The organism is Pseudomonas sp. RIT-PI-a (assembly GCF_001187875.1).
In the GTDB taxonomy this organism is placed as follows: Bacteria; Pseudomonadota; Gammaproteobacteria; order Pseudomonadales; family Pseudomonadaceae; genus Aquipseudomonas; species Aquipseudomonas coleopterorum.
The window spans coordinates 158,098-181,190 of record NZ_LGIR01000028.1 but is presented as its reverse complement, the minus strand read 5'-3'; the positions used below and the strand labels follow the sequence as shown (position 1 = coordinate 181,190).

Genomic DNA, 23,093 nt, shown 5'->3' with positions numbered 1-23,093 from the left:
GCAATGACAATGGCCAGAGTGCCGGGCGCATCGACTGCTGTAAAGCGCTGCAACGATTACGCGACAATGTGTCTACAACGCGCTGTGCAGCAGGTTTTCCAGAGCGGCCAGGTCCGGCACCCGGGCCACGGTTTCGCCGACCTGCACGGCGGCCATTTCCAGCGGCTTGAGCGGCACGTCCACGTAGCTCAACTGACTGTCGACCCGGCACGAGCGAGGCACGTGCTGGATCAACACGGCGATGAAACGCATCGAGGTTTCGCCCAAGGCGTTGAGCACGACGATGCGTGCGCGCTCGCCGATCACCGCCTCGCCGCCACTGGCGGCCTCGAAGCTGACCAGCGGCAGGCGCAGGTTGCGCCACTCGATCATCCCCAGGTGCCAACGCGGGGCTCCCAGCACCGGCTCGCCGGGCAGGTAGTCGATCAGCTCGGCCACCGCCACGTTGGGCAGCAGCAGATTGCGGTCGGCAAGGGGCAGCATCAGCGCGGGGAGGCTGTCGCGGCGACCGATCGCCCGGTCAAGCATGGGAGTCACCCCAGCGTTCGATGCATTCGAGCAACTGATTCTCCTGATAGGGCTTGCCCAGGTATTCGTTGACGCCAATGGCCATCGCCCGCTCACGATGCTTCTGCCCAGTGCGTGACGTGATCATGATGATGGGCAGATCCTTGAGCGTAGGATGCTGGCGAACCCGGCGCGCCACTTCGAAACCGTCCATGCGCGGCATCTCGATGTCCAGCAGGAGAATGTCGGGGCTGTACTCCTGCAGCAGCGCCATGGCATCGACCCCATCCTTGGCCGTCAGCACCTGCATGCCGTGGCGCTCCAGCAGGCGGCTGGTGACCTTGCGCACGGTCACCGAGTCGTCCACCACCAGTACCTGCAAGCGCCGCACCTGCGCGCCGTGCTGGTAGCCGGTACGGGGCACGTGCACCCCCTGGCGGGCCCGCAGCTGCGCCAGCAGATCGAGAATCAGGACCACGCTGCCATCGCCGAGAATGGTCGCCCCACCCAGGCCTGGTACCGCTGCGAACTGAGTGCCCAGGCTCTTCACCACGATTTCGCGGGAGCCGGCCAGGGCATCGACCTGTACCGCCACCTGCTGATCGAAGGCGCGCACCAGCAGTACCGGCAAAGGCTGGCTTTGCGCGGTCAGCGAGGGCACGGCAAGCCCATGCAGCAAGGTACCCAGGTAGCGCAGGTCGTAGACCCGCCCGGCGTAGCCGTAGCGCGGTGGAGCGGATTGGTAGGCGTCGTGCAACTCGCCGGGCAAGACCCGCACGATGCCCTCGATGCTGTTCAGCGGGATCGCGTACTGTTCCTCACCGCACTGCACCATCAAGGCACGATTGACCGACACAGTGAACGGCAGGCGAATCTGGAACCGTGCGCCCTGCCCTGGCCGCGAGTCGATACTCATGGCGCCGCCCAACTGCTTGACCTCTTCATGGACCACGTCCATGCCCAGGCCCCGGCCGGAAATCTGTGTGACCTTGGTGGCCGTGGAGAAACCGGGTTGCAGGATGAACTGCAGCACGTCGTGATCGCTGAGCTCGCTGTGCGGATCCAGCAAGCCGCGCTTGATCGCCTTGGCTCGCACCGCAGCCAGGGGCACCCCGGCACCGTCGTCACTCATTTCGATGACGATGTCGCCGCCCTGGTGCAGCAAGGCCAGGCGAATGTGCCCCACAGCGGGCTTGCTGGCCGCCATTCGCATCTCGACCGGCTCCAAGCCATGGTCGACGGCGTTGCGCAGCATGTGTTCGAGCGGCGCGATCATGCGCTCCAGCACACTGCGGTCCATCTCGCCCTGTGCCTCGCTGACTTCGAACTCGACCTCCTTGCCCAATTCCTCGGCGACCTGCCGCACCACCCGCTGCAAGCGCGGCACCAGGCGCTCGAACGGCACCATGCGCGTACGCATCAGGCCTTCCTGCAACTGGCTGTCGACCCGCGCCTGCTGCTGCAGCAAGGTCTGCGCCTCCAGGTTGCGTCCGGCCAGGGTTTCCTTGAGGTCGAGCAGGTCCGACGCCGATTCGAACAAGGCACGTGACAGCTGCTGCAACTGCGAATGACGATCCATTTCCAATGGGTCGAAATCTTCGTAACCCTGGCCCTCCACCTGCTGGCGGCTGAGGATGCGGCTTTGGGTTTCGGTGTCCAGACGGCGCAACTGGTCGCGCATGCGTTCGATGGTGGTTTCCATTTCTTGCAACGCCACCTGAGCGTCATTGACCTGCTGTTCGATGCGCCCGCGAAAGATGGATGTCTCGCCAGCCAGGTTGCCCAACTCGTCGAGCAGCTCGGCGCCGACCTTGATCACATCGACCGGACCACGCTCCGCCGCCACCGGTTCGGCAGCCGCAGGCTTGGGCAGGTTGGCAGGCGCTGGCTCACTGCCCGTAGCGAACTCGGCGATCGCGGCAATCAGCTTCCCGGCCGCCGGCAAGGGTTGCCCGGAGCGAACCGCATCGAGCATCTGCGCCAGACGGTCGTGACCTTTGTGCAGCAAGCCGAACAACTGCGTCGAGGCCTGCAGCTGGCCTTGAGAGATGCGTTCGTAGACCGATTCCAGTTCATGGGCCAGATCGCCCAGCGGACCGATCTCCACCATCCGCGCCCCGCCCTTGAGTGTGTGCAGGTCGCGCAGCAGGTTTTCCGCTTCGAGGTGGTTGGCGGGCTCGGCCTGCCAGCGCAGAAGCGCAGCGCCGGCGCTTTCGACGATGTCCAGGCCTTCTTCGATGAAGATACTCAACAACTCGCCGTCGTCGGCGTCCTCGGCCTCGCTGTCAGCGTCCGACTCGCTCAGCCAGCGCCGCTGGGTCTGTTCAATCGATTCTTCGTCGCCAGCGTTGGCAACCCCGCTGCCAAGCCGGGCGAGATCGATCATCGCCCCACCGTCGCGCGGCACTACGCCCATGGCGTGCGGATCCAGAGACCCCTGCAGCAACGTGCGCAGGGCGCGCACAGGGATGGGCTGCGCCTTGACCTCCTGGCCTGCGGCCAACTGGTCGAGCATGCCGATCATGGCTTCCTGGGCCTGCTCGGCTTCCTGGAAAAAGCCGGGACTGACGCTCAGGCTGCTTTCTTCGACCGCACCGTAGAGGTCGAGCAAGGCCTCGCACAGCTCGTCGAGCGCCTGCACATCGGTCAATTGCGCCTGTTCGCCCAGCAGCGTCAGTTGGTCGAGCAGAATCGGTAACTCCTGACGGCTGTCCGGGTGCTGCTGCCAGCGCTGCAGCAGACGCTCGGCATCCAGGAGGATATCCATGCCCTCGTCCAGCAGCCGCTCGATCAGTTGCGGCGCCTGGACCTGCCGGGCATCACCTTGCGCCTGCACGCCCTGCAGACGCTCGGCGGTGCGTTCCTGCACACGCTGGATCAACTCGACAGCGCCTGGGATGGGCGTCAACGGTTGCGCGGGCAACTGCAGCAGCTTCTGCCGCATCAGATAGTGGGCGTCGCCCAGCAGGCTCAATTCCCGGGCCTGGAACGGTAGCCGGCGGGCACGCAGCTCGCGGGCCATGACGTCGAACGCGGTGGCCAACTCGGCCAACGGCGTGACACCGGCCACCAGCGCACTGCCCTTGAGCGTGTGCAAGGCCCGCTGCAACTCGTCGGTGATCGCTACATCGCTGCCCTGCTCGTCCAGCGCGAGAAACCGCTCGACACCGCTCAGGTGGCTCAGGGCTTCACTGTGAAAGATCTCCAGCAGTTGCGTATCCAGCGGTTCGGGCTCCAGGCCCCGCTGGGTTGCTGGGATGGCAAGTGGCTCGGCTTGCGGAGCCGTCATTGCCAACGCCGCCTCAGCCACTTCCAGCACAGGCTCGTGGGCGAGCTGCGGTGCCTCGCTGGTGCGTTGCAGATAGTCCTCGACGGCCGCCAGTCCGGTCACGACCCGTTCCCAGGAAGCCTGCGGGCCGGCCAGCAGGCTGTCTTGAACGGCCTGGTTGCAGGCTTGCAGCACGGCAGCCGCCCGGGGCAGCGCCAGCATGACCAGGGCGCCGCGCAACTGCGTCAGCAGCGGGGCCAGTGTCCGCAGGCGTGGCAGATCCCATTGCCCGTCGGTGGAGTCGGTCAGGACGTCCCTGGCCTCCTGCAGCCCGAAGCGAATTTCGCGCATCACCACCTGGCGAATCTGCGTCAGGTCGGTGCTGGACGCCTGCGGCTCGTCGCGGCCGGGCGCATCGCTGGGGCCGGCCATTCCGGCCAGTGTGGACTCGACATAGAGCAGGGCTCCGGCGACGTCCATCAACACCGCATCGTTGGGTTCGCGCGTGCCCTGCACCAGACCCTGAATGACTGCCAACTGATCGATGATCACCTTGCGTGGCTGACCGAAACCCAGCACCGCCAAGGCGTCGGCAATCTGCCGCAACGGTGCCATCAGGGCGTTCAATTCCTGGGTGTACTCGCGCCCGCCGCGCACGAACAGGTCCAGTTGAGCCTTGACCTTGAGCAACTCCTCGCACAAGGCCGGGAGTACGTATTCGTGCCGTTCGGCCATGATCACTCCGGGTTCGCATCGGGGCTGGGCGCAGGCAGGGTGAAGCCGGACACCGAACGGCGCATCTCGCTGGCCATCTGCGCCAGGTTGCCGATGCTTTCAGCCGTGGCACTGGAGCCTGAGGACGTCTGCTCGGTGATCTGCTGGATCACCGACATGGTGTGCGAGATCTGCCCTGCCGAGCTGGTCTGCTGCTGGGCCGCGCTGGAAATGATCTGGATCAGCTCGGCCAGATCCTGGGATACGCCTTCGATCTCTTCCAGGGCAATGCCGGCATCGTGGGCCAGGCGCGCACCGCGCACCACCTCGAAGGTGGTCTGCTCCATGGAAGTGACCGCCTCATTGGTGTCGGCCTGGATCGCCCGCACCAGCGTCTCGATCTGCCGGGTCGCAGAGGACGAGCGCTCGGCCAGGCGCTGCACTTCATCCGCCACCACGGCAAAACCACGACCGGCCTCGCCCGCCATGGAGGCCTGAATCGCCGCGTTCAGGGCGAGAATGCTGGTCTGGTCGGCAATGTCGTCGATCAGACTGACGATATGGCCGATTTCCTGGGACGATTCACCCAGCCGCTTGATGCGCTTGGCGGTGTCCTGAATCTGCTCGCGGATGTTGTCCATGCCCTGGATGGTGTTGTTCACCACCTCGCTGCCCTTGTTGGCGATGGTTACCGAACGGTCGGCGACCTTGGCCGATTCCCACGCGTTGGTCGACACCCGGTCGATCGACTGGGCCATGTCGCTGATCGCCACCGACGCATCGCTGATCTGCTGCGCCTGATGCCCCGACGCACGTGCCAGTTGGTGGGCAGTGGCCTGGGTGTCCTGGACGGCAGTCGCCACTTCTTCGGCGGTCAGGTTGATGGTGGCGACCAAGTCGCGCAGCTGGTCGATGGAGTGATTGATCGAGTCGGCAATGGCACCGGTGAATTCTTCGGTGACCGAGGCGGTCACGGTCAGGTCGCCATCGGCCAACCCGCCGATCTCGTCGAGCAGACGCATGATCGCGGCCTGGTTGCGCTCGCTTTTCTCGGCCGTTTGACGCAGTTGCCGCTTGGTTTCACGCACCATCACCAGCGCGATCAGAATGATCGAAGCCAGCGCCAACAGGCCGAGGATATAGCCTCCGACGGTGCCGGCAGAACGGCCGTTGGCCAGGTTCTCGAAGCCGCTGGCCAGGCGCGAGGCTTCTTCGAGCAGGGTCTGCGACTGGTTGAAAATGTTGCTGGCCGAAGCCCGTACCTGAAACAGTTCGGGCGAGGTTTCCAGGATCTCGTCGACGCTGCCCGAGACGAACTGGAACAGCTCGGCGATCTCGCGCAAACGGGCACGGGCTTCCGGGTCCTGCACCTGGGTCACCCGGATCAGCGCATTGCCGTCGAGCATGCCGCCCAGCACTTGACCGAAGCGGTTGGCGTCGCGACCAAAGCTCTCCGCTGCCTGGGCCGCGCTTTCATCGCCGGACAGCACCGTGTTGACGGCCCCCAGAATGCGCTCGGCCAGCAGCGACTGACGTTGCGCCACGGCCACTTGGCTGGCAGGCGCTGCCCCGCGCAGCAGGGTGTCGACGACCTTGTCGTATTCGACCTGCAGCTGCGGCACCGTTTCGGCCAGGGTCGCGGCCACCTGGTGCAGCGACAACACGGTCTGTTCGCTGGCCAGGATGGCATCGGCATTCTGTCGCAACTCGTCCCAGTCACGCTGCACCAGGCGCATCTGCTCACGCATCGCCGCGGGGGCTGCAGGCAGCCCGGTGGCGCTGTCGCCTTCCTTGAGAAAGCCCCAGCGCCGCTCGAAATCGTTGCGCGCATCCGCCAGCAGCTTGAACGCTGCGGTCTTGCCGGCGGCGGCCTCGGTGGCGTTCTTGGCGATGCGCTGAGACAACACGCGCAACTCGCCAGCATGGCCGATGTACTGCTTGTCGTAGGTGGACTGGGTGTTGAGGTAGGTGAAGTTGGCGAACAACAACACGATGAAGATCACCAGGGCCACGAACAGCCCGATGATCTGCGCACCGGCTCGGGAGCCCAGCAGGGAGTTGCCTGGCCAGCGCTTGATCATCGTGCAAACCTGCGCAGGAAGAATTCGGTGCAAAAGATGGAGATACGCATAGGCATGCTCAGAGTGCTACATCCAGAAAAGCGCGGGCTTGTACCAGGCGGTCCGGGCTGAACACGCACCAGCGGTGTTCACGCACGAAGTGCCCTTGCAGGAACGGCACGGCCGCAGGGAGTGCCGTGTCAGGCACTGAAGGCTCGTGGCTGGCGGAACCGAAGTGCTGCAGGCCGGCCACTTCGTCCACCAGCAGGCCGACGAAGATGTCCGCGCGGTCCACCACTAATACTCGATGCTGTTTGCGCTGCGGCGACAGGGCATGGCCAAAGAAGCCGCCCAGGTCGATGACCGGCAGCAGGCGCCCACGCAGATTCGACACACCCACGACCCAAGGCCTGACGCCCGGCAAGCGGGTGCTGCGTGGTTCGGGCAGCACTTCGGCGACCTCGCCCATCGGCGCGACGTACCAGTGCCCGGCCAGGCGAAAGCCAATGCCGCTCCACGTCTGCAGACGCAGTTCCTGAGAAGGCAATTCGGCGGCCAGCAAACGGCAGCGCTGGTCGATATCCAGCAGCAGGTCGAATGCGGTGCGTGACTCCAGCATCGGCGCGGGTCAACCGGCCAGTACGGTGTTCAACGTCTGGATCAGGGTCTCCTCATCCACCGGCTTGGTCAGGTAGCCCTTGGCGCCCTGACGGGTGCCCCAGACCTTATCGGTTTCCTGATCCTTGGTAGTGATCATGATCACCGGAATGCCCACGGTTTCTTCATCCTTATGCAACTGGCGTGTCGCCTGGAAGCCGTTCAGGCCCGGCATGACGATATCCATCAGGACCGCGTCGGGCTTTTCCTGCCGGGCCAGGGCCACGCCATCGGCACCGTTCTGAGCCTTGAGCACTTCATGACCGTGCTTTTCCAGCATGCCGGTGAGTTTGTAGGTTTCCGTCTGCGAATCATCGACGATCAGGATTCGAGCCATGCTGTTCCCCATGCGGTGAAGACCCTGGCACGCGCCAGGGCCGGACATCGTTCGCTACGCGGCGAAACCCGGCACATGGGCACGGATCGCGGCGAGCAGTTCTTGCTTGCTGAAAGGCTTGGTCAGAAATTGATCCGAGCCTGCGGTGCGGCCGCAGGCCTTGTCGAACAGGCCATCACGCGACGACAACATCACGACCGGAATCGCACTGAAGTCACTGTTGCTCTTGAGCAGCGTGCAGGTCTGGTAGCCATCCAGGCGCGGCATCATGACATCGATAAAGATGATATCGGGACGCTCGTCGACGATCTTGGCCAAGGCGTCGAAACCATCGAGGGCCGTGATCACCTGGCAGCCTGCCTGTTCGAGCAACAGCTCGGCGGTGCGACGAATCGTCTTGGAGTCGTCGATCACCATGATCTTGAAGGCGTCAGGCGTTTTCATGGAGGCTCTGGTGTGCGATTTTTCCGATGGGCCCGTTCGCGGGCAGACGACTCGCGAAAGGGCCATCCGGCCAATAGAGATGCCCGAGCCTTTTTAGCACACTCTCCCACGGCGTTCCATGGCCGCTGCCCCTTGACCTGCGGGCCACGCGGCGCCACCCTGACGCCACTTTCCAAGACCCATTCGCAAGCGGCACGTCCCGCGTACAGGAGCTACCCCATGAGCGTTCGCCTCGGCATTGTCATGGACCCGATCGCCAACATCTCCTACAAGAAGGACAGCTCGCTGGCCATGCTGCTGGCCGCACAGGCGCGTGGCTGGTCGCTGTTCCACATGGAAATCCAGGACCTGTATCAAGGCCAGGGCCAGGCCCGCGCCCGGATGCGTCCGCTCAAGGTCTTCGCCGATCCGCAGCACTGGTTCGAGTTCGAGTCGGAATTCGACGCACCGCTGGCCGATCTCGACGTCATCCTGATGCGCAAGGACCCACCCTTCGATCTCGAATTCGTCTACAGCACCTACCTGCTCGAACAAGCCGAAGCCGCTGGCGTGCTGGTGGTGAACAAGCCGCAGAGCCTGCGCGACTGCAATGAGAAGATGTTCGCCACGCTGTTCCCGCAACTGACTCCGCCCACGCTGGTCAGCCGCCGCGCCGACATCCTGCGCGAGTTCGCTGCCGAGCATGGCGACGTCATTCTCAAGCCGCTGGACGGCATGGGCGGCACCTCGATCTTCCGCCATCGGGTGGGCGACCCGAACCTGTCGGTGATCCTCGAAACCCTGACGGCCATGGGCACCCAACAGATCATGGCGCAGCGCTACCTGCCGGCGATCAAGGACGGTGACAAGCGCATCCTGATGATCGACGGCGAGCCGGTGCCGTACTGCCTGGCGCGCATTCCGGCCAGCGGTGAAACCCGCGGCAACCTGGCCGCCGGTGGTCGCGGCGAAGCGCGCCCGCTGAGCGACAAGGACCGCTGGATTGCCGAACAGGTCGGTCCGTCGCTGCGCGCCAGGGGCCTGCTGTTCGTCGGCCTGGACGTGATCGGTGAGCACCTGACCGAAATCAACGTCACCAGCCCCACCTGCATTCGCGAAATCGACGCGGCTTTCGGCACCGATATCGGTGGCCAATTGATGGAAGCCATCGATCGCAAGCTCAAGGCACGCTGACCCTACGTCCCTGCTACGGGTTATGATGCACGCCCTTTCAGTTGCCGGGCGCGCATTGTCGCCCGGGTTGCATGCCTGCCGGATTCTTCATGACGCTGCCCGCCGACCTCCCTGCTGAACTGACCCGCATCGGTGCTCGCCCTGCGGATCGGCTGGGTTTTACCCTCTTTCTTGCGGCATTGCTGCACGTCGCCCTGATCGCCGGGGTGGGCTTCGGCATCCAGCCACCGACTCAGATCAGCAAGACGCTGGAAGTGACCCTGGCACCGCTCAAGAGCCAGACCGCGCCCAAGGATGCGGACTTTCTGGCCCAGGACAACCAGCAGGGCAGCGGCACCCTGGATAAGAAGGCGGTGCCCAAGACCACCGAAGTGGCGCCCTTCCAGGACGACAAGATCAACAAGGTGACGCCACCGCCCGCGCCCAAGCCGGTCACCCAGCCCGAGCCTGCGCCGGTCAAGAAGGCCATCGCCACCACGGCGCCCAAACCCGTGAAGACCGAGGCACGACCGCCGCCGGTCAAGCCCGAGCCCAAGCCCAAGGCCGCCACCCCCGAATTCGACAGCTCGCAGCTGTCCAGCGAGATCGCCAGCCTGGAAGCCGAGCTGTCCCATGAACAGCAGGCCTACGCCAAGCGCCCGCGCATCCACCGCTTGAGTGCGGCCTCGACCATGCGCGACAAGGGCGCCTGGTACAAGGACGACTGGCGCAAAAAGGTCGAACGCATCGGCAACCTCAATTACCCCGACGAAGCGCGGCGCCAGCAGATCTACGGCAGCCTGCGCCTGATGGTCTCGATCAACAGCGACGGGTCGCTCTACGAGGTGCTGGTGCTGGAGTCGTCCGGCCAGCCGCTGCTCGACCAGGCCGCTCAGCGCATCGTACGCCTGGCTGCGCCGTTCGCACCGTTTACCGGCGATCTGGCCGACGTCGATCGCCTGGAGATCATCCGTACCTGGCGCTTCGCCAAGGGCGACCGTCTGCAAAGCAACTGAAGCGGATGAAACTGTGCCCCCACGCTTGTCAGGCCGACGAGGCAACGCCACACTACAAAGTATGAAAAACCTCGAAACCAGCTACCTCAGGAACCAGTTCCTGATCGCCATGCCACACATGGCGGACCCCAATTTCGCCCATACCTTGACCTACATCGTCGAGCACACGCCCAATGGCGCGATGGGCCTGGTGGTGAATCGCCTGCAGGACCTGAACCTGGCGGATATACTCGAGCAACTGCGACCGGAAACCGAACCCGCAGCCTCCTGCCAACAGGTGCCGATCTACAATGGCGGACCGGTGCAGACCGACCGCGGTTTCGTCCTGCATCCCAGCGGCCCGGTGTTCCAGGCCACGGTGGACCTGGGCGAGGTTTCGCTGTCCACCTCCCAGGACATCCTGTTCGCCATCGCCGACGGCGAAGGCCCCGCGCAAAGCCTGATCACCCTGGGTTACGCGGGCTGGGAAGCCGGCCAGCTGGAGGCCGAGCTGGCCGACAACGCCTGGCTGACCTGCCCGTTCGACCCCGACATCCTGTTCAACACCGACAGCGAGCAGCGCCTTGGCGCCGCCGCCGCACGCCTGGGCATCAATCTCAGCCTGCTCACCAGCCAGGCGGGTCACGCCTGATGGCCGCCCCCAGACTGCTGCTCGGCGTCGACTACGGCACCAAGCAGATCGGCTTCGCGGTGGGCCAGGTGATCACCGGCCAGGCGCGCGAACTGTGCACCCTGAAGGCCCAGAACGGGGTGCCTGACTGGACTCGTGTCGAAGCGCTGATCAAGGAGTGGCAGCCGGACGCCATCGTCGTTGGCCTGCCGTTGAACATGGACGGCAGCCCCAGCGAAATGAGCGAGCGCGCGGAAAAGTTCGCCCGCCGCCTGAACGGCCGTTTCAACATCCCGGTGCACACCCACGACGAACGCCTGACCACCTTCGAAGCCAAGGGCGAACGCATGGCCCGCGGTGGCCAGCGTGGCAGCTACCGTGACAACCCGGTCGATGCCATCGCCGCCAAGTTGCTGTTGCAAGGCTGGCTGGAGGCCAACGCGCTGGGTGACAACGCCTGAAGATGACAGCCGCCGTACCCCAGCCCCCTGTAGCAGCGGCGCAAGCCGCGTCCGGCCTCGACGCATTCTTCCAGATACACCGCACGACCGCCGACGCGGCTCGCGCCGCTGCTACAGGTGGGGTGCAAGCCGCGTCCGGCCTCGACGCATTCTTCCAGATACACCGCACGACCGCCGACGCGGCTCGCGCCGCTGCTACAGGTGCCGTGCAAGCCGCGTCCGGCCTCGACGCATTCTTCCAGATACACCGCACGACCGCCGACGCGGCTTGCGCCGCTGCTACAGGTGCGGTGCAAGCCGCGCCACGTTGCACCCCTCTCTTCGGACGATCTCAACCACAGGAGCACACATGAGCCTTCCCAACCCGGCCGAGCTGATCGGCGCGATGGCAGTCGACCTCAAGGCCCATCTGGCCAGGCGCTCCATTGCCGAGCCACGCTACATCGGCATTCACAGCGGCGGTGTCTGGGTCGCTCAAGCGTTGCTGCAGGCCATGGACAGCGAAGCACCGCTGGGCACCCTGGACGTATCGTTCTACCGCGACGACTTCAGCCAGAACGGCCTGCACCCACAGGTACGGCCCTCGGCCCTGCCCTTCGAGATCGAGGGCCAGCATCTGGTGCTGATCGATGACGTACTGATGAGCGGCCGCACCGTCCGCGCAGCCCTCAACGAGCTGTTCGACTACGGGCGCCCCGCCAGCGTGACCCTGGTCTGCCTGCTCGACCTGGACGCCGGCGAACTGCCGATTCGTCCCGACATCGTCGGCGCCACCCTGTCACTGGCCGCCCATGAGCGGGTAAAATTGCTCGGCCCGTCCCCGCTCGCCCTCGAGCGCCAGGACCTCGCTTCCGCCTCCAGCCTTTAAGAGCCCCCGCCATGACGCCTATCGACGCCAAGCGCCCGCTGCAGCTCAATGACCAGGGCCAGCTACGCCATTTTCTTTCCCTCGACGGCTTGTCCCGCGAACTGCTGACCGAAGTGCTCGACACGGCCGACTCGTTTCTGGAAGTCGGCGCGCGCGCGGTCAAGAAAGTCCCGCTGCTGCGCGGCAAGACCGTGTGCAACGTGTTCTTCGAGAACTCCACGCGCACCCGCACCACCTTCGAACTGGCCGCCCAGCGCCTGTCGGCCGACGTGATCACCCTGAACGTGTCGACCTCCTCGACCAGCAAGGGTGAAACCCTGTTCGACACCCTGCGCAATCTCGAAGCGATGGCCGCCGACATGTTCGTCGTGCGCCATGCCGACTCCGGAGCCGCACACTTCATCGCCGAGCACGTCAGCCCGGAAGTGGCCATCATCAACGGTGGCGACGGCCGCCACGCCCACCCGACCCAGGGCATGCTCGACATGCTCACGATTCGTCGGCACAAGGGCGGCTTCGAGAACCTGTCGGTGGCGATCGTTGGCGACATCCTGCATTCGCGCGTGGCCCGCTCGAACATGATCGCACTCAAGACCCTGGGCTGCCGGGACATCCGCGTGATCGGGCCGAAGACGCTGCTGCCCGTGGGCGTCGAGCAGTATGGCGTCAAGGTGTTCACCGACCTGGAACAGGGCCTCAAGGACGTCGACGTGGTGATCATGCTGCGCCTGCAGCGTGAGCGCATGAGCGGCGGCCTGCTGCCCAGCGAAGGCGAGTTCTATCGGCTCTACGGCTTGACCACCGCACGCCTGGCTGGCGCCAAGCCCGATGCCATCGTCATGCACCCCGGACCGATCAACCGCGGCGTCGAGATCGAATCGGCCGTCGCCGACGGCCCCCATTCGGTGATTCTCAACCAGGTCACCTACGGCATCGCGGTCCGCATGGCGGTGCTGTCGATGGCCATGAGCGGGCAGACAGCCCAGCGTCAATTCGAGCAGGAGAACGCCCAGTGAGCCTCAGTATTCTTGGCGCCCGGGTGATCGACCCGGCCAGCGGCCTGGACCAGATCAGCGACCTGCACATCAGCCAGGGCCGGATCGTGGCGATCGGCGACGCACCCGTCGATTTCACCGCCAGCCAGCGCGTGGACGCCACTGGCCTGGTCGCCGCCCCAGGCCTGGTCGACCTCAGCGTGTCGCTGCGCGAGCCCGGCTACAGCCGCAAGGGCACCATCGCCAGCGAAACCCGTGCCGCCGCAGCCGGTGGTGTCACCAGCCTGTGCTGCCCGCCGCTGACCAAACCGATTCTGGATACCTCGGCGGTGGCCGAACTGATCCTGGATCGCGCCCGCGAAGCCGGCCATGCCAAGGTGTTCCCGATCGGCGCCTTGAGCAAGGGTCTGGAAGGGGAGCAACTGGCCGAGCTGATTGCCCTGCGCGATGCCGGCTGCATTGCCTTTGGCAACGGCCTGAACAGCTTCGGCAACAATCGCACGCTGTGCCGCGCGCTGGAATATGCCGCCACCTTCGACCTGACCGTGATCTTCCATTCTCAGGACCGTGATCTGTCTGCGGGCGGGCTTGCCCACGACGGGCCAACCGCTGCCTTTCTGGGCCTGGCGGGCATTCCCGCCACCGCAGAAACCGTCGCCTTGGCGCGCGACCTGCTGCTGGTCGAGCAGAGCGGCGTGCGCGCGCACTTCAGCCAGTTGACCACCGCCCGCGGTGTGGAGCTGATCGAACAGGCGCAGGCGCGCGGCCTGCCGGTCACGGCTGACGTGGCGCTGTACCAGTTGATTCTGACCGACGAAGCGCTGACCGGATTTTCCAGCCTGTACCACGTGCAACCGCCACTGCGATCCGTAGCGGATCGGGAAGGCCTGCGCGCGGCGGTGAAGAAGGGCGTGGTGCAGGCGATTGCCAGCCACCACCAGCCGCACGATCGCGACGCCAAGCTGGCGCCATTCGGTGCGACCGAGCCAGGCATCAGCAGTGTGGAACTGTTGTTGCCCTTGGCACTGACCTTGGTACAGGACGGCCTGCTCGACCTGCCGACCCTGCTGGCCCGTCTGGGCCAAGGCCCGGCCGACGCCATGCGGCTACCGGCTGGGCGCCTGCAAGTGGGCGCGGCGGCGGATCTGGTGCTGTTCGATGAAAACGTCTCGACGGTGGCCGGGGAGCGCTGGCTGTCCAAGGGCGCCAACTGCCCGTTCCTCGGTCACACCTTGCCGGGTGCCGTGCGTTACACCCTGGTGGACGGGCATATCAGCTTCAGTCACTGATACCGCAGCGCACCCTTCGCGGGCAGGGCGGCGTACCCTGTGGGAGCGGGGCGGGCGGCTGAGCCCTCTGCCCGCGAAGGCCTCCCTGCAATCTACCTGATACATCACACACAGACCATATGGCCTTGTCACCAACTACCGACGCTGCGCGTTCTTCATCGACACCTGATCATTCAGGGTCCAGAAGTCATACAGCACCCCCACCAGAAACAATCCCCCGGTCAGCAGGTAGATCACACCCGTGATCCACTTGCCTTGGTACATGCGGTGCACACCGAACAAACCGAGGAACGTCAGCAACACCCACGCCACGTTGTAGTTGGTATCGCCGCTGTGAAAGCGCATGTCGGCCTGCCGGTCCATGGCCGGGATCAGGAACAGGTCGATGATCCAGCCGATACCGAACAGGCCCAGGGTGAAGAACCAGATCGTTCCGGTGACCGGCTTGCCGTAATAGAAGCGATGAGCGCCGGTGAAGCCCAAAATCCACAGCAGATAGCCCATGATCTTGCTGTGGGTATCATGGATCCGATAGGTGTTCATTCTCGATGCAAGTCCTCTGATATAAAAATTTTCTAAACAAATTTGTGACTTTTTTGTCCCGTCCCGACGTATGGCATTTCTGTGACCGACATCGGCTGAACCCTTGCAGCACCTGACTTGCGTGCCGCACAAAGGACAATTCTGCGCCGAAATGGTGCCATTTGCGACCTTCGAGCCTCGACCAGCGGATTAAAAACCCTACAAAAAGCTGTTATAAAGTCGCGCGCCTACCCATATGAGCCCTGCCGAATGCGTCCATTTTTCAAGACATGGCTGACCATCTGCCTATTATTGCCCCTGGCCGCCCACGCCACCAATCGTGAGCAACGACTTCCCGCTGGCTTCAATGGCTACACCGCCAAGCCCGCTTCCGAACAATCGCAACGTGCGCCACGCATCGTCGTGACCCGCCCCGCCGGTAACAACCAGGCCCTGGCCAAGGTCACCACCGTCAAGGTTGGCACCTCGGCCTCCAGGCAGAGCAGCGATGTACTCAGCCGCGCCGTCAACGTGCTCGGCACCCCCTATCGCTGGGGCGGCAGCAGCCCGAGCAAGGGGTTCGACTGCAGCGGTCTGGTCAAGTATGCCTTCAACGATGTGAAGGCCGTCGACTTGCCACGCACGTCCAACGCAATGGCCGCTGGCCACGGCATCAAGGTCGAGCGCAAGGACCTGAAGCCGGGTGACCTGGTGTTCTTCAACATCAAGAGCCGCAAGGTCAACCACGTTGCCATCTACCTGGGCAACGACCGCTTCATCCACGCCCCGCGCCGCGGCAAGGCCGTGACCATCGACACCTTGAAGAAGCCGTACTGGAACACCCACTACGCCGTCGCCAAGCGCGTCCTGCCCAAGGAACCTGCGCTGCGCATCGTGCAACGCTGATCTCCATCGACTGCGGCGCGCCCTTCGCGGCCGCTGACCGCTCCTACAGGAGTCCTTCGCGGCTGCTGACCGCTCCCCCGGGATGCTGAGGTACCCCGTAGGAGCGGTCTGTGGCCGCGAAAGGAACACCGCCGTCCAGCCGGATTGATGCAGATCAGAAGTTGTCCGGCGACTTGGCCTTTTCACGGGCCGAGTCGCGGCTGATGACACCTTGGGCCAGCAGGTTCTTCAGGCACATGTCCAACGTCTGCATGCCCAGCGACCCGCCCGTCTGAATCGATGAGTACATCTGCGCGACCTTGTCTTCGCGGATGAGGTTACGAATCGCCGGCGTGCCGATCATGATTTCATGCGCCGCCACCCGCCCGCCGCCGATCTTCTTCAGCAGGGTCTGGGAAATCACCGCCTGCAGCGATTCGGACAGCATCGAACGCACCATCGACTTCTCTTCCGCCGGGAACACGTCGACCACCCGGTCGATGGTCTTCGCCGCCGACGTGGTGTGCAGCGTGCCGAACACCAGGTGCCCGGTCTCGGCCGCGGTCAAGGCCAGGCGTATGGTTTCCAGGTCACGCATCTCGCCTACCAGGATCACGTCCGGGTCTTCGCGCAGCGCCGAGCGCAAGGCGTGGGAGAAGCCCAGGGTGTCGCGATGCACCTCACGCTGGTTGACCAGGCACTTCTTCGACTCGTGGACGAATTCGATCGGATCCTCAACGGTCAGGATATGGTGGTGCTTGTTGCTGTTGAGGTAGTCAATCATGGCAGCCAGAGTGGTCGACTTGCCCGAACCGGTCGGCCCGGTGACCAGCACCAGCCCGCGCGGCACTTCGGTAATTTTGCGAAACACATCTCCCATGCCCAGGTCGTCCATGCTCAGCACCTTGGACGGAATGGTCCGGAACACCGCACCGGCGCCGCGGTTTTGGTTGAACGCGTTGACCCGAAAGCGCGCCACACCCGGCACCTCGAAGGAAAAGTCGGTTTCCAGGAACTCCTCGAAGTCCTTGCGCTGCTTGTCGTTCATGATGTCGTAGATCAGCGCCTGGACCTGTTTGTCGTCCAGCGCCGGCAAGTTGATGCGGCGCACGTCGCCATCCACCCGAATCATCGGCGGCAGGCCTGCGGACAGGTGCAGATCGGATGCGCCTTGTTTCGCACTGAAGGCCAACAGCTCGGTAATGTCCATGAGACTCCCCAAATACAGACAAGCAGGTAGAATGCCGCAGACCTGAAACCCGCCGGCACGAATTCAATGTCCACGATAGCAGACAACATTTCGCAAGTGAGTGCCCGAATCGCAGCCGCTGCCCGGCAGGCGCAGCGGGAGCCGAGCCAAGTCGGCCTGCTCGCGGTCAGCAAGACCAAACCGGCCACGGCCATCCGCGAGGCATTCGCTGCAGGTGTCCGCGATTTCGGCGAAAACTACCTGCAGGAAGCGCTGAGCAAGCAGGAAGAACTTGTCGACCTGCCCTTGATCTGGCATTTCATCGGCCCCATTCAGTCGAACAAGACGCGAGCCATCGCCGAACACTTCGCCTGGGTACATTCCGTGGACCGCCTCAAGATCGCCCAACGGCTCAGCGAGCAGCGCCCGAGCACGCTGACGCCGCTCAACGTCTGCATTCAGGTCAACGTCAGCGGCGAGGCCAGCAAGTCCGGTTGCGCGCCCGACGATGTGCACGCCTTGGCCACGGCCATTGCAGCGCTGCCGAACCTGCACCTGCGTGGTCTGATGGCGATTCCGGAACCCACCGATGATCCGGCGGCGCAGAACGCTGCCTTTGCCCACGTTCGCGCGCTGCAACACGACCTGCAATTGCCGCTGGATACGTTATCCATGGGCATGAGCCACGACCTTGAGGCTGCCGTCGCCCAGGGCGCCACCTGGGTGCGCATCGGCACGGCATTGTTCGGCGCCCGCGACTACGGCCAGCACACTCCACCAGCGGACACGGGCGCGGCCCCTTCGCCTTTCACCAAGGATCCTTCATGAGCAAGACTCGTATTGCCTTCATCGGCGCCGGTAACATGGCCGCCAGTCTGATCGGCGGCCTGCGTGCGCAGGGTGTCGAAGCCAGCCACATCCGCGCCAGCGATCGCGGCGCCGAGCAGCGTGACAAGGTCGCGGCCGAACACGGCATCGACGTGTTCGCCGACAACGCCCAGGCGATCGAAGGGGTTGACGTCGTGGTGCTGGCGGTCAAGCCGCAGGGCATGAAAGAGGTCTGCCAGGCACTGGCGCCCAGCCTCGCACCCGGTCAGCTGGTGGTCTCGATTGCCGCTGGCATCAACTGCGCCAGCCTGCAACGCTGGCTCGGCAAGCAACAGCCGATCGTGCGCTGCATGCCCAATACACCGTCACTGCTGCGCCAGGGCACCAGCGGACTGTACGCCACCGCCGACGTCAACGCCGAACAACGCCAACAGGCCGAAGACCTGCTGGGCGCCGTCGGCCTGGCCCTGTGGCTGGAAGAAGAACAGCAGTTGGATGCCGTCACCGCCGTGTCCGGCAGCGGCCCGGCGTACTTCTTCCTGCTGATCGAGGCCATGACCGCCGCCGGGGAAAAACTCGGCCTGCCGCACGAGACGGCAGCCAAGTTGACCTTGCAGACCGCGCTGGGCGCCGCACACATGGCGGTTGCCAGCGATGTCGATGCCGCCGAGCTGCGCCGTCGCGTCACGTCACCCGCCGGCACCACCGAGGCGGCCATCCAGTCATTCCAGTCCGAGGGTTTCGAAACCCTGGTGCAGAACGCCCTGAACGCGGCAGCCCGGCGCTCGGCCGAACTGGCCGAGCAGCTGGGTCAATAAGGAGCTTTCATGTACGGTCTCAATACTGCGGCAATCTATGTCGTGCAAACCCTGGGCAGTCTGTACCTGCTGATCATGCTGCTGCGCTTCGTGCTGCAACTGGTGCGTGCCGACTTCTACAACCCGCTCAGCCAATTCATCGTGCGCGCCACGCAGCCGCTGCTCAAACCGGTGCGGCGCATCATTCCCAGCCTGTTCGGGCTGGACATGTCCTCACTGCTGCTGGCCATCGTCATCCAGATGATCATCATGGCGCTGACCCTGCTGCTGGCCTACGGCACCACGGGCAACCCCTTGCAATTGCTGGTGTGGGCGATCATAGGGGTGACGGCGCTGTTCTTGAAGATCTTCTTCTTCGCCATGATCATCAGCGTGATCCTCTCCTGGGTCGCGCCGCAGAGCCACAACCCCGGCGCCGAGCTGGTCAACCAGATCTGCGAACCGGCCCTGGCGCCGTTCCGGCGCATCGTACCCAACCTGGGCGGCCTCGACATCTCGCCGATCCTGGCCTTCATGGTGCTCAAACTGCTGGACATGCTGGTCATCAACAACTTGGCCATGACCACCGGCATGCCGCAGATTCTGCGCCTGCTGATCTGACCGCTGCACGCCAGCTGCGCGAGCGCTACAACGAGCGCTGGCGCAGCTGGCAAGACTGCCTGCACACTCGCCTGCACCCCCGCCAAGCGCTGCTTGCCCCTCTGCCCTGCGCTCTTTAGACTTACGCCTCATTCAAGCGTGAGCAGGGTCGATGTCCACTGTCTTTCCCGATGATTGCGTCGGTCTGGTCGTTCCACAAATTGCCCACTTCAGCGAACCCCTGGCCCTGGCCTGCGGCCGGTCGCTGCCCGCCTACGACCTGATCTACGAGACCTACGGCCAGCTCAATGCCAGCGCCAGCAACGCGGTGCTGATCTGCCACGCGCTGTCGGGCCATCACCATGCAGCCGGTTACCACTCCACCGAAGACCGCAAGCCGGGCTGGTGGGACAGCTGCATCGGCCCCGGCAAGCCCATCGACACCAACCGCTTCTTCGTGGTCAGCCTGAACAACCTCGGCGGCTGCAACGGTTCCACCGGCCCCAGCAGCATCGATCCCGAGACCGGCAAGCCGTTCGGCGCCGATTTCCCGGTCTTGACCGTGGAGGACTGGGTGCACAGCCAGGCCTGTCTGGCGGACGCGCTGGGAATCGCCCAGTGGGCGGCGGTGGTCGGTGGCAGTCTGGGCGGCATGCAGGCGCTGCAGTGGACCATCACCTACCCCGACCGCGTCCGCCACTGCCTGGCGATCGCTTCGGCGCCCAAGCTCAGCGCGCAGAACATCGCCTTCAACGAAGTGGCCCGCCAGGCCATCCTGTCCGACCCCGAATTCCATGGCGGCGATTTCCAGGCCCGTGGCGTGATTCCCAAACGCGGCCTGATGCTCGCTCGCATGGTCGGGCACATCACCTACCTGTCGGACGATTCGATGGGCGAGAAATTCGGCCGTGGCCTGAAGAGCGAGAAGCTCAACTACGACTTCCACAGCGTCGAGTTCCAGGTTGAAAGCTACCTGCGCTATCAGGGCGAGGAGTTTTCCGGTCGGTTCGACGCCAACACCTACCTGCTGATGACCAAGGCGCTGGACTACTTCGACCCGGCCGCTGCCCATGGCGATGACCTGGCCGCGACCTTTGCCAACGTCAAGGCCAAGTTCTGCGTGATGTCGTTCACCACCGACTGGCGCTTCTCGCCGGCCCGCTCGCGCGAACTGGTGGATGCATTGATGGCCGCCAAGAAAGACGTCTGCTACCTGGAAATCGATGCACCACAGGGCCACGACGCCTTTCTGATCCCCATTCCACGGTATCTGCAGGCGTTCAGCAGCTACATGAACCGCATTGCACTGTGAGGCATCCATGAGAGCTGACCTAGAAATCATCCAGGACTGGATCCCCGCCGGCAGCCGCGTGCTCGACCTGGGCTGCGGCAACGGCGAATTGCTCGCCTGGCTGCGCGACCACAAGCAGGTCACCGGCTACGGCCTGGAAATCGATGCCGACAACATCACCGAGTGCGTGCGCAAGGGCATCAACGTCATCGAGCAGGACCTGGACAAGGGCCTGGGTAACTTCGCCAGCAACAGTTTCGACATCGTGGTCATGACCCAGGCGCTGCAGGCCGTGGAATACCCGGATCGCATTCTCGACGAGATGCTGCGGGTCGGTCGGCAGTGCATCATCACCTTCCCCAACTTCGGTCACTGGCGCTGCCGCTGGTACCTGGCCAGCAAGGGCCACATGCCGGTGTCCGAGTTTTTGCCGTACACCTGGTACAACACGCCGAACATCCACTTCTGCACCTTCGCCGACTTCGAAGCCCTGTGCAGCGAGCGCCGGGCGCAGGTCCTCAATCGCCTGGCGGTGGATCAACAGCACCGGCACGGGTGGGCGAGCAAGATCTGGCCTAACCTTCTGGGTGAAATCGGCATCTACCGGGTCAGCAGCCCTGGTCTGCAGGAGCATCGGGTGGCGGTGTAACACTCGACGACCATGGCGCCTTCTTCGCGGGCAGAGCCCCGCTCCCACAGGATCGTGCGCAAAACTCACCTTGTGGGAGCGGGGCTCTGCCCGCGAAGCAGGCGACCCGATTCGTCAGGCCGCCCGCATGAACTGGCTCTTTGAACCCTTCGGAACCCATTCACAACCATGATCAATTTCACTCAACTCGTCCTCGCCAGCCACAACGCCGGCAAGCTCAAGGAACTCCAGGCCATGCTCGGCGGCGCGGTGCAGCTGCGTTCGGTCGGCGAATTCAGCCAGGTCGAGCCTGAGGAAACCGGGTTGTCGTTCGTCGAGAACGCCATCCTCAAGGCCCGCAACGCTGCGCGTCTCTCAGGTTTGCCTGCGCTGGCCGACGATTCCGGCCTGGCCGTGGACTTTCTCGGCGGTGCCCCCGGCATCTATTCGGCGCGCTACGCCGATGGCCAGGGCGATGCCGCCAACAACGCCAAGCTGCTCGATGCCCTGCAGGGCGTCCCGGACGAACAGCGCGGCGCGCAGTTCGTCTGTGTGCTGGCGCTGGTCCGGCATGCCGAGGATCCGTTGCCGATCCTCTGCGAAGGCCTCTGGCACGGTCGCATCCTGCACGCCGCCAGCGGCGCCCATGGATTTGGCTACGACCCACTGTTCTGGGTGCCCGAGCGCAACTGCTCCAGCGCCGAGCTCGACCCCACGCAAAAGAACCAACTGAGTCACCGCGCCCGCGCCATGGCCTTGCTGCGTCAACGCCTGAGCCTGGCATGAACGATTCACTGATCTACCCAGCGGCGCCGCCTCCCAGCCAGGTGCTGACGCAGCTGCCGCCGCTGGCGCTGTACATCCATATCCCCTGGTGCGTGCGCAAATGCCCGTACTGCGACTTCAATTCCCACGCGGCCAGTCCCGTACTGCCGGAAGAGGAATACGTCGACGCACTGCTGGCGGACCTGGATCAGGACCTGGCAGCGGTCTACGGACGGCCACTGAGCTCGATCTTCTTCGGCGGCGGCACGCCCAGCCTGTTCAGTGCTGCGGCATTGGGCCGACTGCTCGCGGGCGTGGAACAACGCATCCCGTTCACGGCGGATATCGAGATCACCCTGGAGGCCAACCCCGGCACGTTCGAACAGGACAAGTTCGTCGCCTATCGCAAGCTGGGGATCAACCGCCTGTCCATCGGCATCCAGAGTTTCCAGCCGAATAAGCTCGAAGCCCTCGGGCGTATCCATACCGGAGACGAAGCGCTGCGCGCCGCTGAAATGGCGCGTCGCGCCGGTTTCGACAACTTCAACCTGGACCTGATGCACGGCCTGCCCGACCAGTCCCTGGAAGAAGCCCTGGACGACCTGCGCCAGGCCATCGCTCTGGCGCCCACGCACCTGTCCTGGTACCAGCTGACCCTGGAGCCCAACACAGTGTTCTGGAACCAGCCGCCCGAGCTCCCCGAGGACGATATCCTCTGGGACATCCAGGAAGCCGGCCAGGCCTTGCTGGCCGAGCATGGCTTCAGCCAATACGAGGTGTCGGCCTATGCCCGGTCGGGCAAGGCCGCGCGTCACAACCTCAACTATTGGAGCTTCGGCGACTTCATCGGCATTGGCGCCGGCGCCCACGGCAAGCTGAGCCACCCCGACGGCCGCATCGTGCGCACCTGGAAAACCCGTCTGCCCAAGGATTACCTGAACCCTGGCAAGCAGTTCAAGGCGGGCGAGAAAACCCTGACTGCCGACGAGTTGCCGTTCGAGTTCCTGATGAACGCGCTGCGCCTCACCCAGGGCGTTGAAGCCGAGCTGTTCGCGCAGCGGACCGGCCTGCCCTTGCAGACCCTGGCCGCAGCACGCGCCGAGGCCGAACAAAAAGGCCTTTTACAGGTCGAACCGACGCGCCTGGTCGCCACCGCCCGCGGGCAGTTGTTCCTCAACGACCTGCTGCAATACTTCCTGGTATAAGGATT

23 protein-coding genes are annotated in these 23,093 nt (G+C 64.4%); 15 read left to right on the top strand and 8 right to left on the bottom strand.

The genetic code is table 11. From position 1 onward, the window contains the following. Positions 1 to 72: 72 nt before the first annotated feature. Genes AC788_RS16815 through AC788_RS16790 form a run of 6 tightly spaced genes read right to left on the bottom strand, consistent with a single transcriptional unit; the run spans position 73 to position 7,987 of the window. Positions 73 to 528, bottom strand: coding sequence for a chemotaxis protein CheW (locus AC788_RS16815; protein WP_049861710.1), 456 nt, complete (start codon positions 526 to 528; stop codon positions 73 to 75). Further along, positions 521 to 4,510, bottom strand: coding sequence for a response regulator (locus AC788_RS16810; RefSeq protein ID WP_049861709.1), 3,990 nt, complete (start codon positions 4,508 to 4,510; stop codon positions 521 to 523). The genes AC788_RS16815 and AC788_RS16810 overlap by 8 nt, the downstream gene beginning before the upstream one ends. Positions 4,511 to 4,512: 2 nt before the next feature. Beyond that, on the bottom strand, positions 4,513 to 6,570 hold the full coding sequence (locus AC788_RS16805) for a methyl-accepting chemotaxis protein (RefSeq protein ID WP_049861708.1): 2,058 nt from the start codon (positions 6,568 to 6,570) through the stop codon (positions 4,513 to 4,515). Between the two features lie 58 nt (positions 6,571 to 6,628). After that, positions 6,629 to 7,168, bottom strand: coding sequence for a chemotaxis protein CheW (locus tag AC788_RS16800; protein ID WP_049861707.1), 540 nt, complete (start codon positions 7,166 to 7,168; stop codon positions 6,629 to 6,631). A 9-nt stretch (positions 7,169 to 7,177) separates the two neighbouring features. Then, entirely contained in the window at positions 7,178 to 7,543 is a 366-nt protein-coding gene (gene pilH, locus AC788_RS16795; protein WP_049861745.1) for a twitching motility response regulator PilH, read from the bottom strand. A gap of 54 nt (positions 7,544 to 7,597) precedes the next feature. Next, positions 7,598 to 7,987, bottom strand: a complete 390-nt coding sequence (locus AC788_RS16790) for a response regulator transcription factor (protein ID WP_049861706.1) — start codon at positions 7,985 to 7,987, stop codon at positions 7,598 to 7,600. A 219-nt stretch (positions 7,988 to 8,206) separates the two neighbouring features. On the opposite strand from AC788_RS16790, the gene gshB reads away from it, so the two are divergent. The 7 genes from gshB to AC788_RS16750 all read left to right on the top strand — a co-directional run bounded on the left by gshB (position 8,207) and on the right by AC788_RS16750 (position 14,378). Continuing rightward, the gene (gshB, locus tag AC788_RS16785) at positions 8,207 to 9,160 is read left to right on the top strand and encodes a glutathione synthase (RefSeq protein ID WP_049861705.1); all 954 of its coding nucleotides are present in this window, start codon (positions 8,207 to 8,209) and stop codon (positions 9,158 to 9,160) included. 89 nt (positions 9,161 to 9,249) lie between these two features. Beyond that, positions 9,250 to 10,155: an energy transducer TonB gene (locus tag AC788_RS16780; protein WP_049861704.1), complete on the top strand. Its 906-nt coding sequence runs from the start codon at positions 9,250 to 9,252 to the stop codon at positions 10,153 to 10,155. A 61-nt stretch (positions 10,156 to 10,216) separates the two neighbouring features. After that, the gene (locus tag AC788_RS16775; RefSeq protein WP_049861703.1) at positions 10,217 to 10,786 is read left to right on the top strand and encodes a YqgE/AlgH family protein; all 570 of its coding nucleotides are present in this window, start codon (positions 10,217 to 10,219) and stop codon (positions 10,784 to 10,786) included. After that, complete coding sequence (gene ruvX, locus AC788_RS16770) at positions 10,786 to 11,226, top strand: Holliday junction resolvase RuvX (protein WP_049861702.1); 441 nt, start codon at positions 10,786 to 10,788, stop codon at positions 11,224 to 11,226. The genes AC788_RS16775 and ruvX overlap by 1 nt, the downstream gene beginning before the upstream one ends. Before the next feature lie 349 nt (positions 11,227 to 11,575). Then, positions 11,576 to 12,094, top strand: coding sequence for a bifunctional pyr operon transcriptional regulator/uracil phosphoribosyltransferase PyrR (pyrR, locus tag AC788_RS16760; RefSeq protein ID WP_049861700.1), 519 nt, complete (start codon positions 11,576 to 11,578; stop codon positions 12,092 to 12,094). An 11-nt stretch (positions 12,095 to 12,105) separates the two neighbouring features. Next, a complete protein-coding gene (locus tag AC788_RS16755; protein ID WP_049861699.1) occupies positions 12,106 to 13,110 on the top strand; it encodes an aspartate carbamoyltransferase catalytic subunit in 1,005 nt (334 codons plus the stop codon). Then, the gene (locus AC788_RS16750) at positions 13,107 to 14,378 is read left to right on the top strand and encodes a dihydroorotase (protein WP_049861698.1); all 1,272 of its coding nucleotides are present in this window, start codon (positions 13,107 to 13,109) and stop codon (positions 14,376 to 14,378) included. The genes AC788_RS16755 and AC788_RS16750 overlap by 4 nt, the downstream gene beginning before the upstream one ends. A 135-nt stretch (positions 14,379 to 14,513) precedes the next feature. Here the strand turns inward: AC788_RS16750 and AC788_RS16745 are convergent, their stop codons facing one another. Next, the gene (locus AC788_RS16745) at positions 14,514 to 14,921 is read right to left on the bottom strand and encodes an NINE protein (protein ID WP_049861697.1); all 408 of its coding nucleotides are present in this window, start codon (positions 14,919 to 14,921) and stop codon (positions 14,514 to 14,516) included. 249 nt (positions 14,922 to 15,170) lie between these two features. On the opposite strand from AC788_RS16745, the gene AC788_RS16740 reads away from it, so the two are divergent. Further along, positions 15,171 to 15,806: a C40 family peptidase gene (locus AC788_RS16740; protein ID WP_049861696.1), complete on the top strand. Its 636-nt coding sequence runs from the start codon at positions 15,171 to 15,173 to the stop codon at positions 15,804 to 15,806. 154 nt (positions 15,807 to 15,960) lie between these two features. Here AC788_RS16740 and AC788_RS16735 read toward each other — a convergent pair whose 3' ends face one another. After that, positions 15,961 to 16,995, bottom strand: coding sequence for a type IV pilus twitching motility protein PilT (locus AC788_RS16735; RefSeq protein ID WP_043191513.1), 1,035 nt, complete (start codon positions 16,993 to 16,995; stop codon positions 15,961 to 15,963). 66 nt (positions 16,996 to 17,061) lie between these two features. On the opposite strand from AC788_RS16735, the gene AC788_RS16730 reads away from it, so the two are divergent. The 7 genes from AC788_RS16730 to hemW all read left to right on the top strand — a co-directional run bounded on the left by AC788_RS16730 (position 17,062) and on the right by hemW (position 23,088). Beyond that, positions 17,062 to 17,802 carry a YggS family pyridoxal phosphate-dependent enzyme gene (locus AC788_RS16730; protein WP_049861695.1) on the top strand — a complete coding sequence of 247 codons (741 nt, stop codon included), beginning with the start codon at positions 17,062 to 17,064 and terminating at the stop codon, positions 17,800 to 17,802. Then, on the top strand, positions 17,799 to 18,620 hold the full coding sequence (gene proC / locus AC788_RS16725) for a pyrroline-5-carboxylate reductase (RefSeq protein ID WP_049861694.1): 822 nt from the start codon (positions 17,799 to 17,801) through the stop codon (positions 18,618 to 18,620). The genes AC788_RS16730 and proC overlap by 4 nt, the downstream gene beginning before the upstream one ends. 9 nt (positions 18,621 to 18,629) lie before the next feature. After that, positions 18,630 to 19,220, top strand: a complete 591-nt coding sequence (locus tag AC788_RS16720) for a YggT family protein (RefSeq protein WP_049861693.1) — start codon at positions 18,630 to 18,632, stop codon at positions 19,218 to 19,220. 151 nt (positions 19,221 to 19,371) lie between these two features. Continuing rightward, positions 19,372 to 20,511 (top strand): homoserine O-succinyltransferase MetX, encoded by a 1,140-nt coding sequence (metX, locus tag AC788_RS16715; RefSeq protein ID WP_049861692.1) that lies wholly within the window; start codon positions 19,372 to 19,374, stop codon positions 20,509 to 20,511. A 7-nt stretch (positions 20,512 to 20,518) separates the two neighbouring features. After that, positions 20,519 to 21,139, top strand: coding sequence for a methionine biosynthesis protein MetW (metW, locus tag AC788_RS16710; RefSeq protein ID WP_043191520.1), 621 nt, complete (start codon positions 20,519 to 20,521; stop codon positions 21,137 to 21,139). 168 nt (positions 21,140 to 21,307) lie between these two features. Continuing rightward, positions 21,308 to 21,904 carry an RdgB/HAM1 family non-canonical purine NTP pyrophosphatase gene (gene rdgB, locus AC788_RS16705; RefSeq protein WP_049861691.1) on the top strand — a complete coding sequence of 199 codons (597 nt, stop codon included), beginning with the start codon at positions 21,308 to 21,310 and terminating at the stop codon, positions 21,902 to 21,904. Next, positions 21,901 to 23,088 (top strand): radical SAM family heme chaperone HemW, encoded by a 1,188-nt coding sequence (gene hemW / locus AC788_RS16700; RefSeq protein WP_049861690.1) that lies wholly within the window; start codon positions 21,901 to 21,903, stop codon positions 23,086 to 23,088. Before rdgB ends, hemW begins: the two co-directional genes overlap by 4 nt. The last annotated feature ends 5 nt before the right edge of the window (positions 23,089 to 23,093 follow it).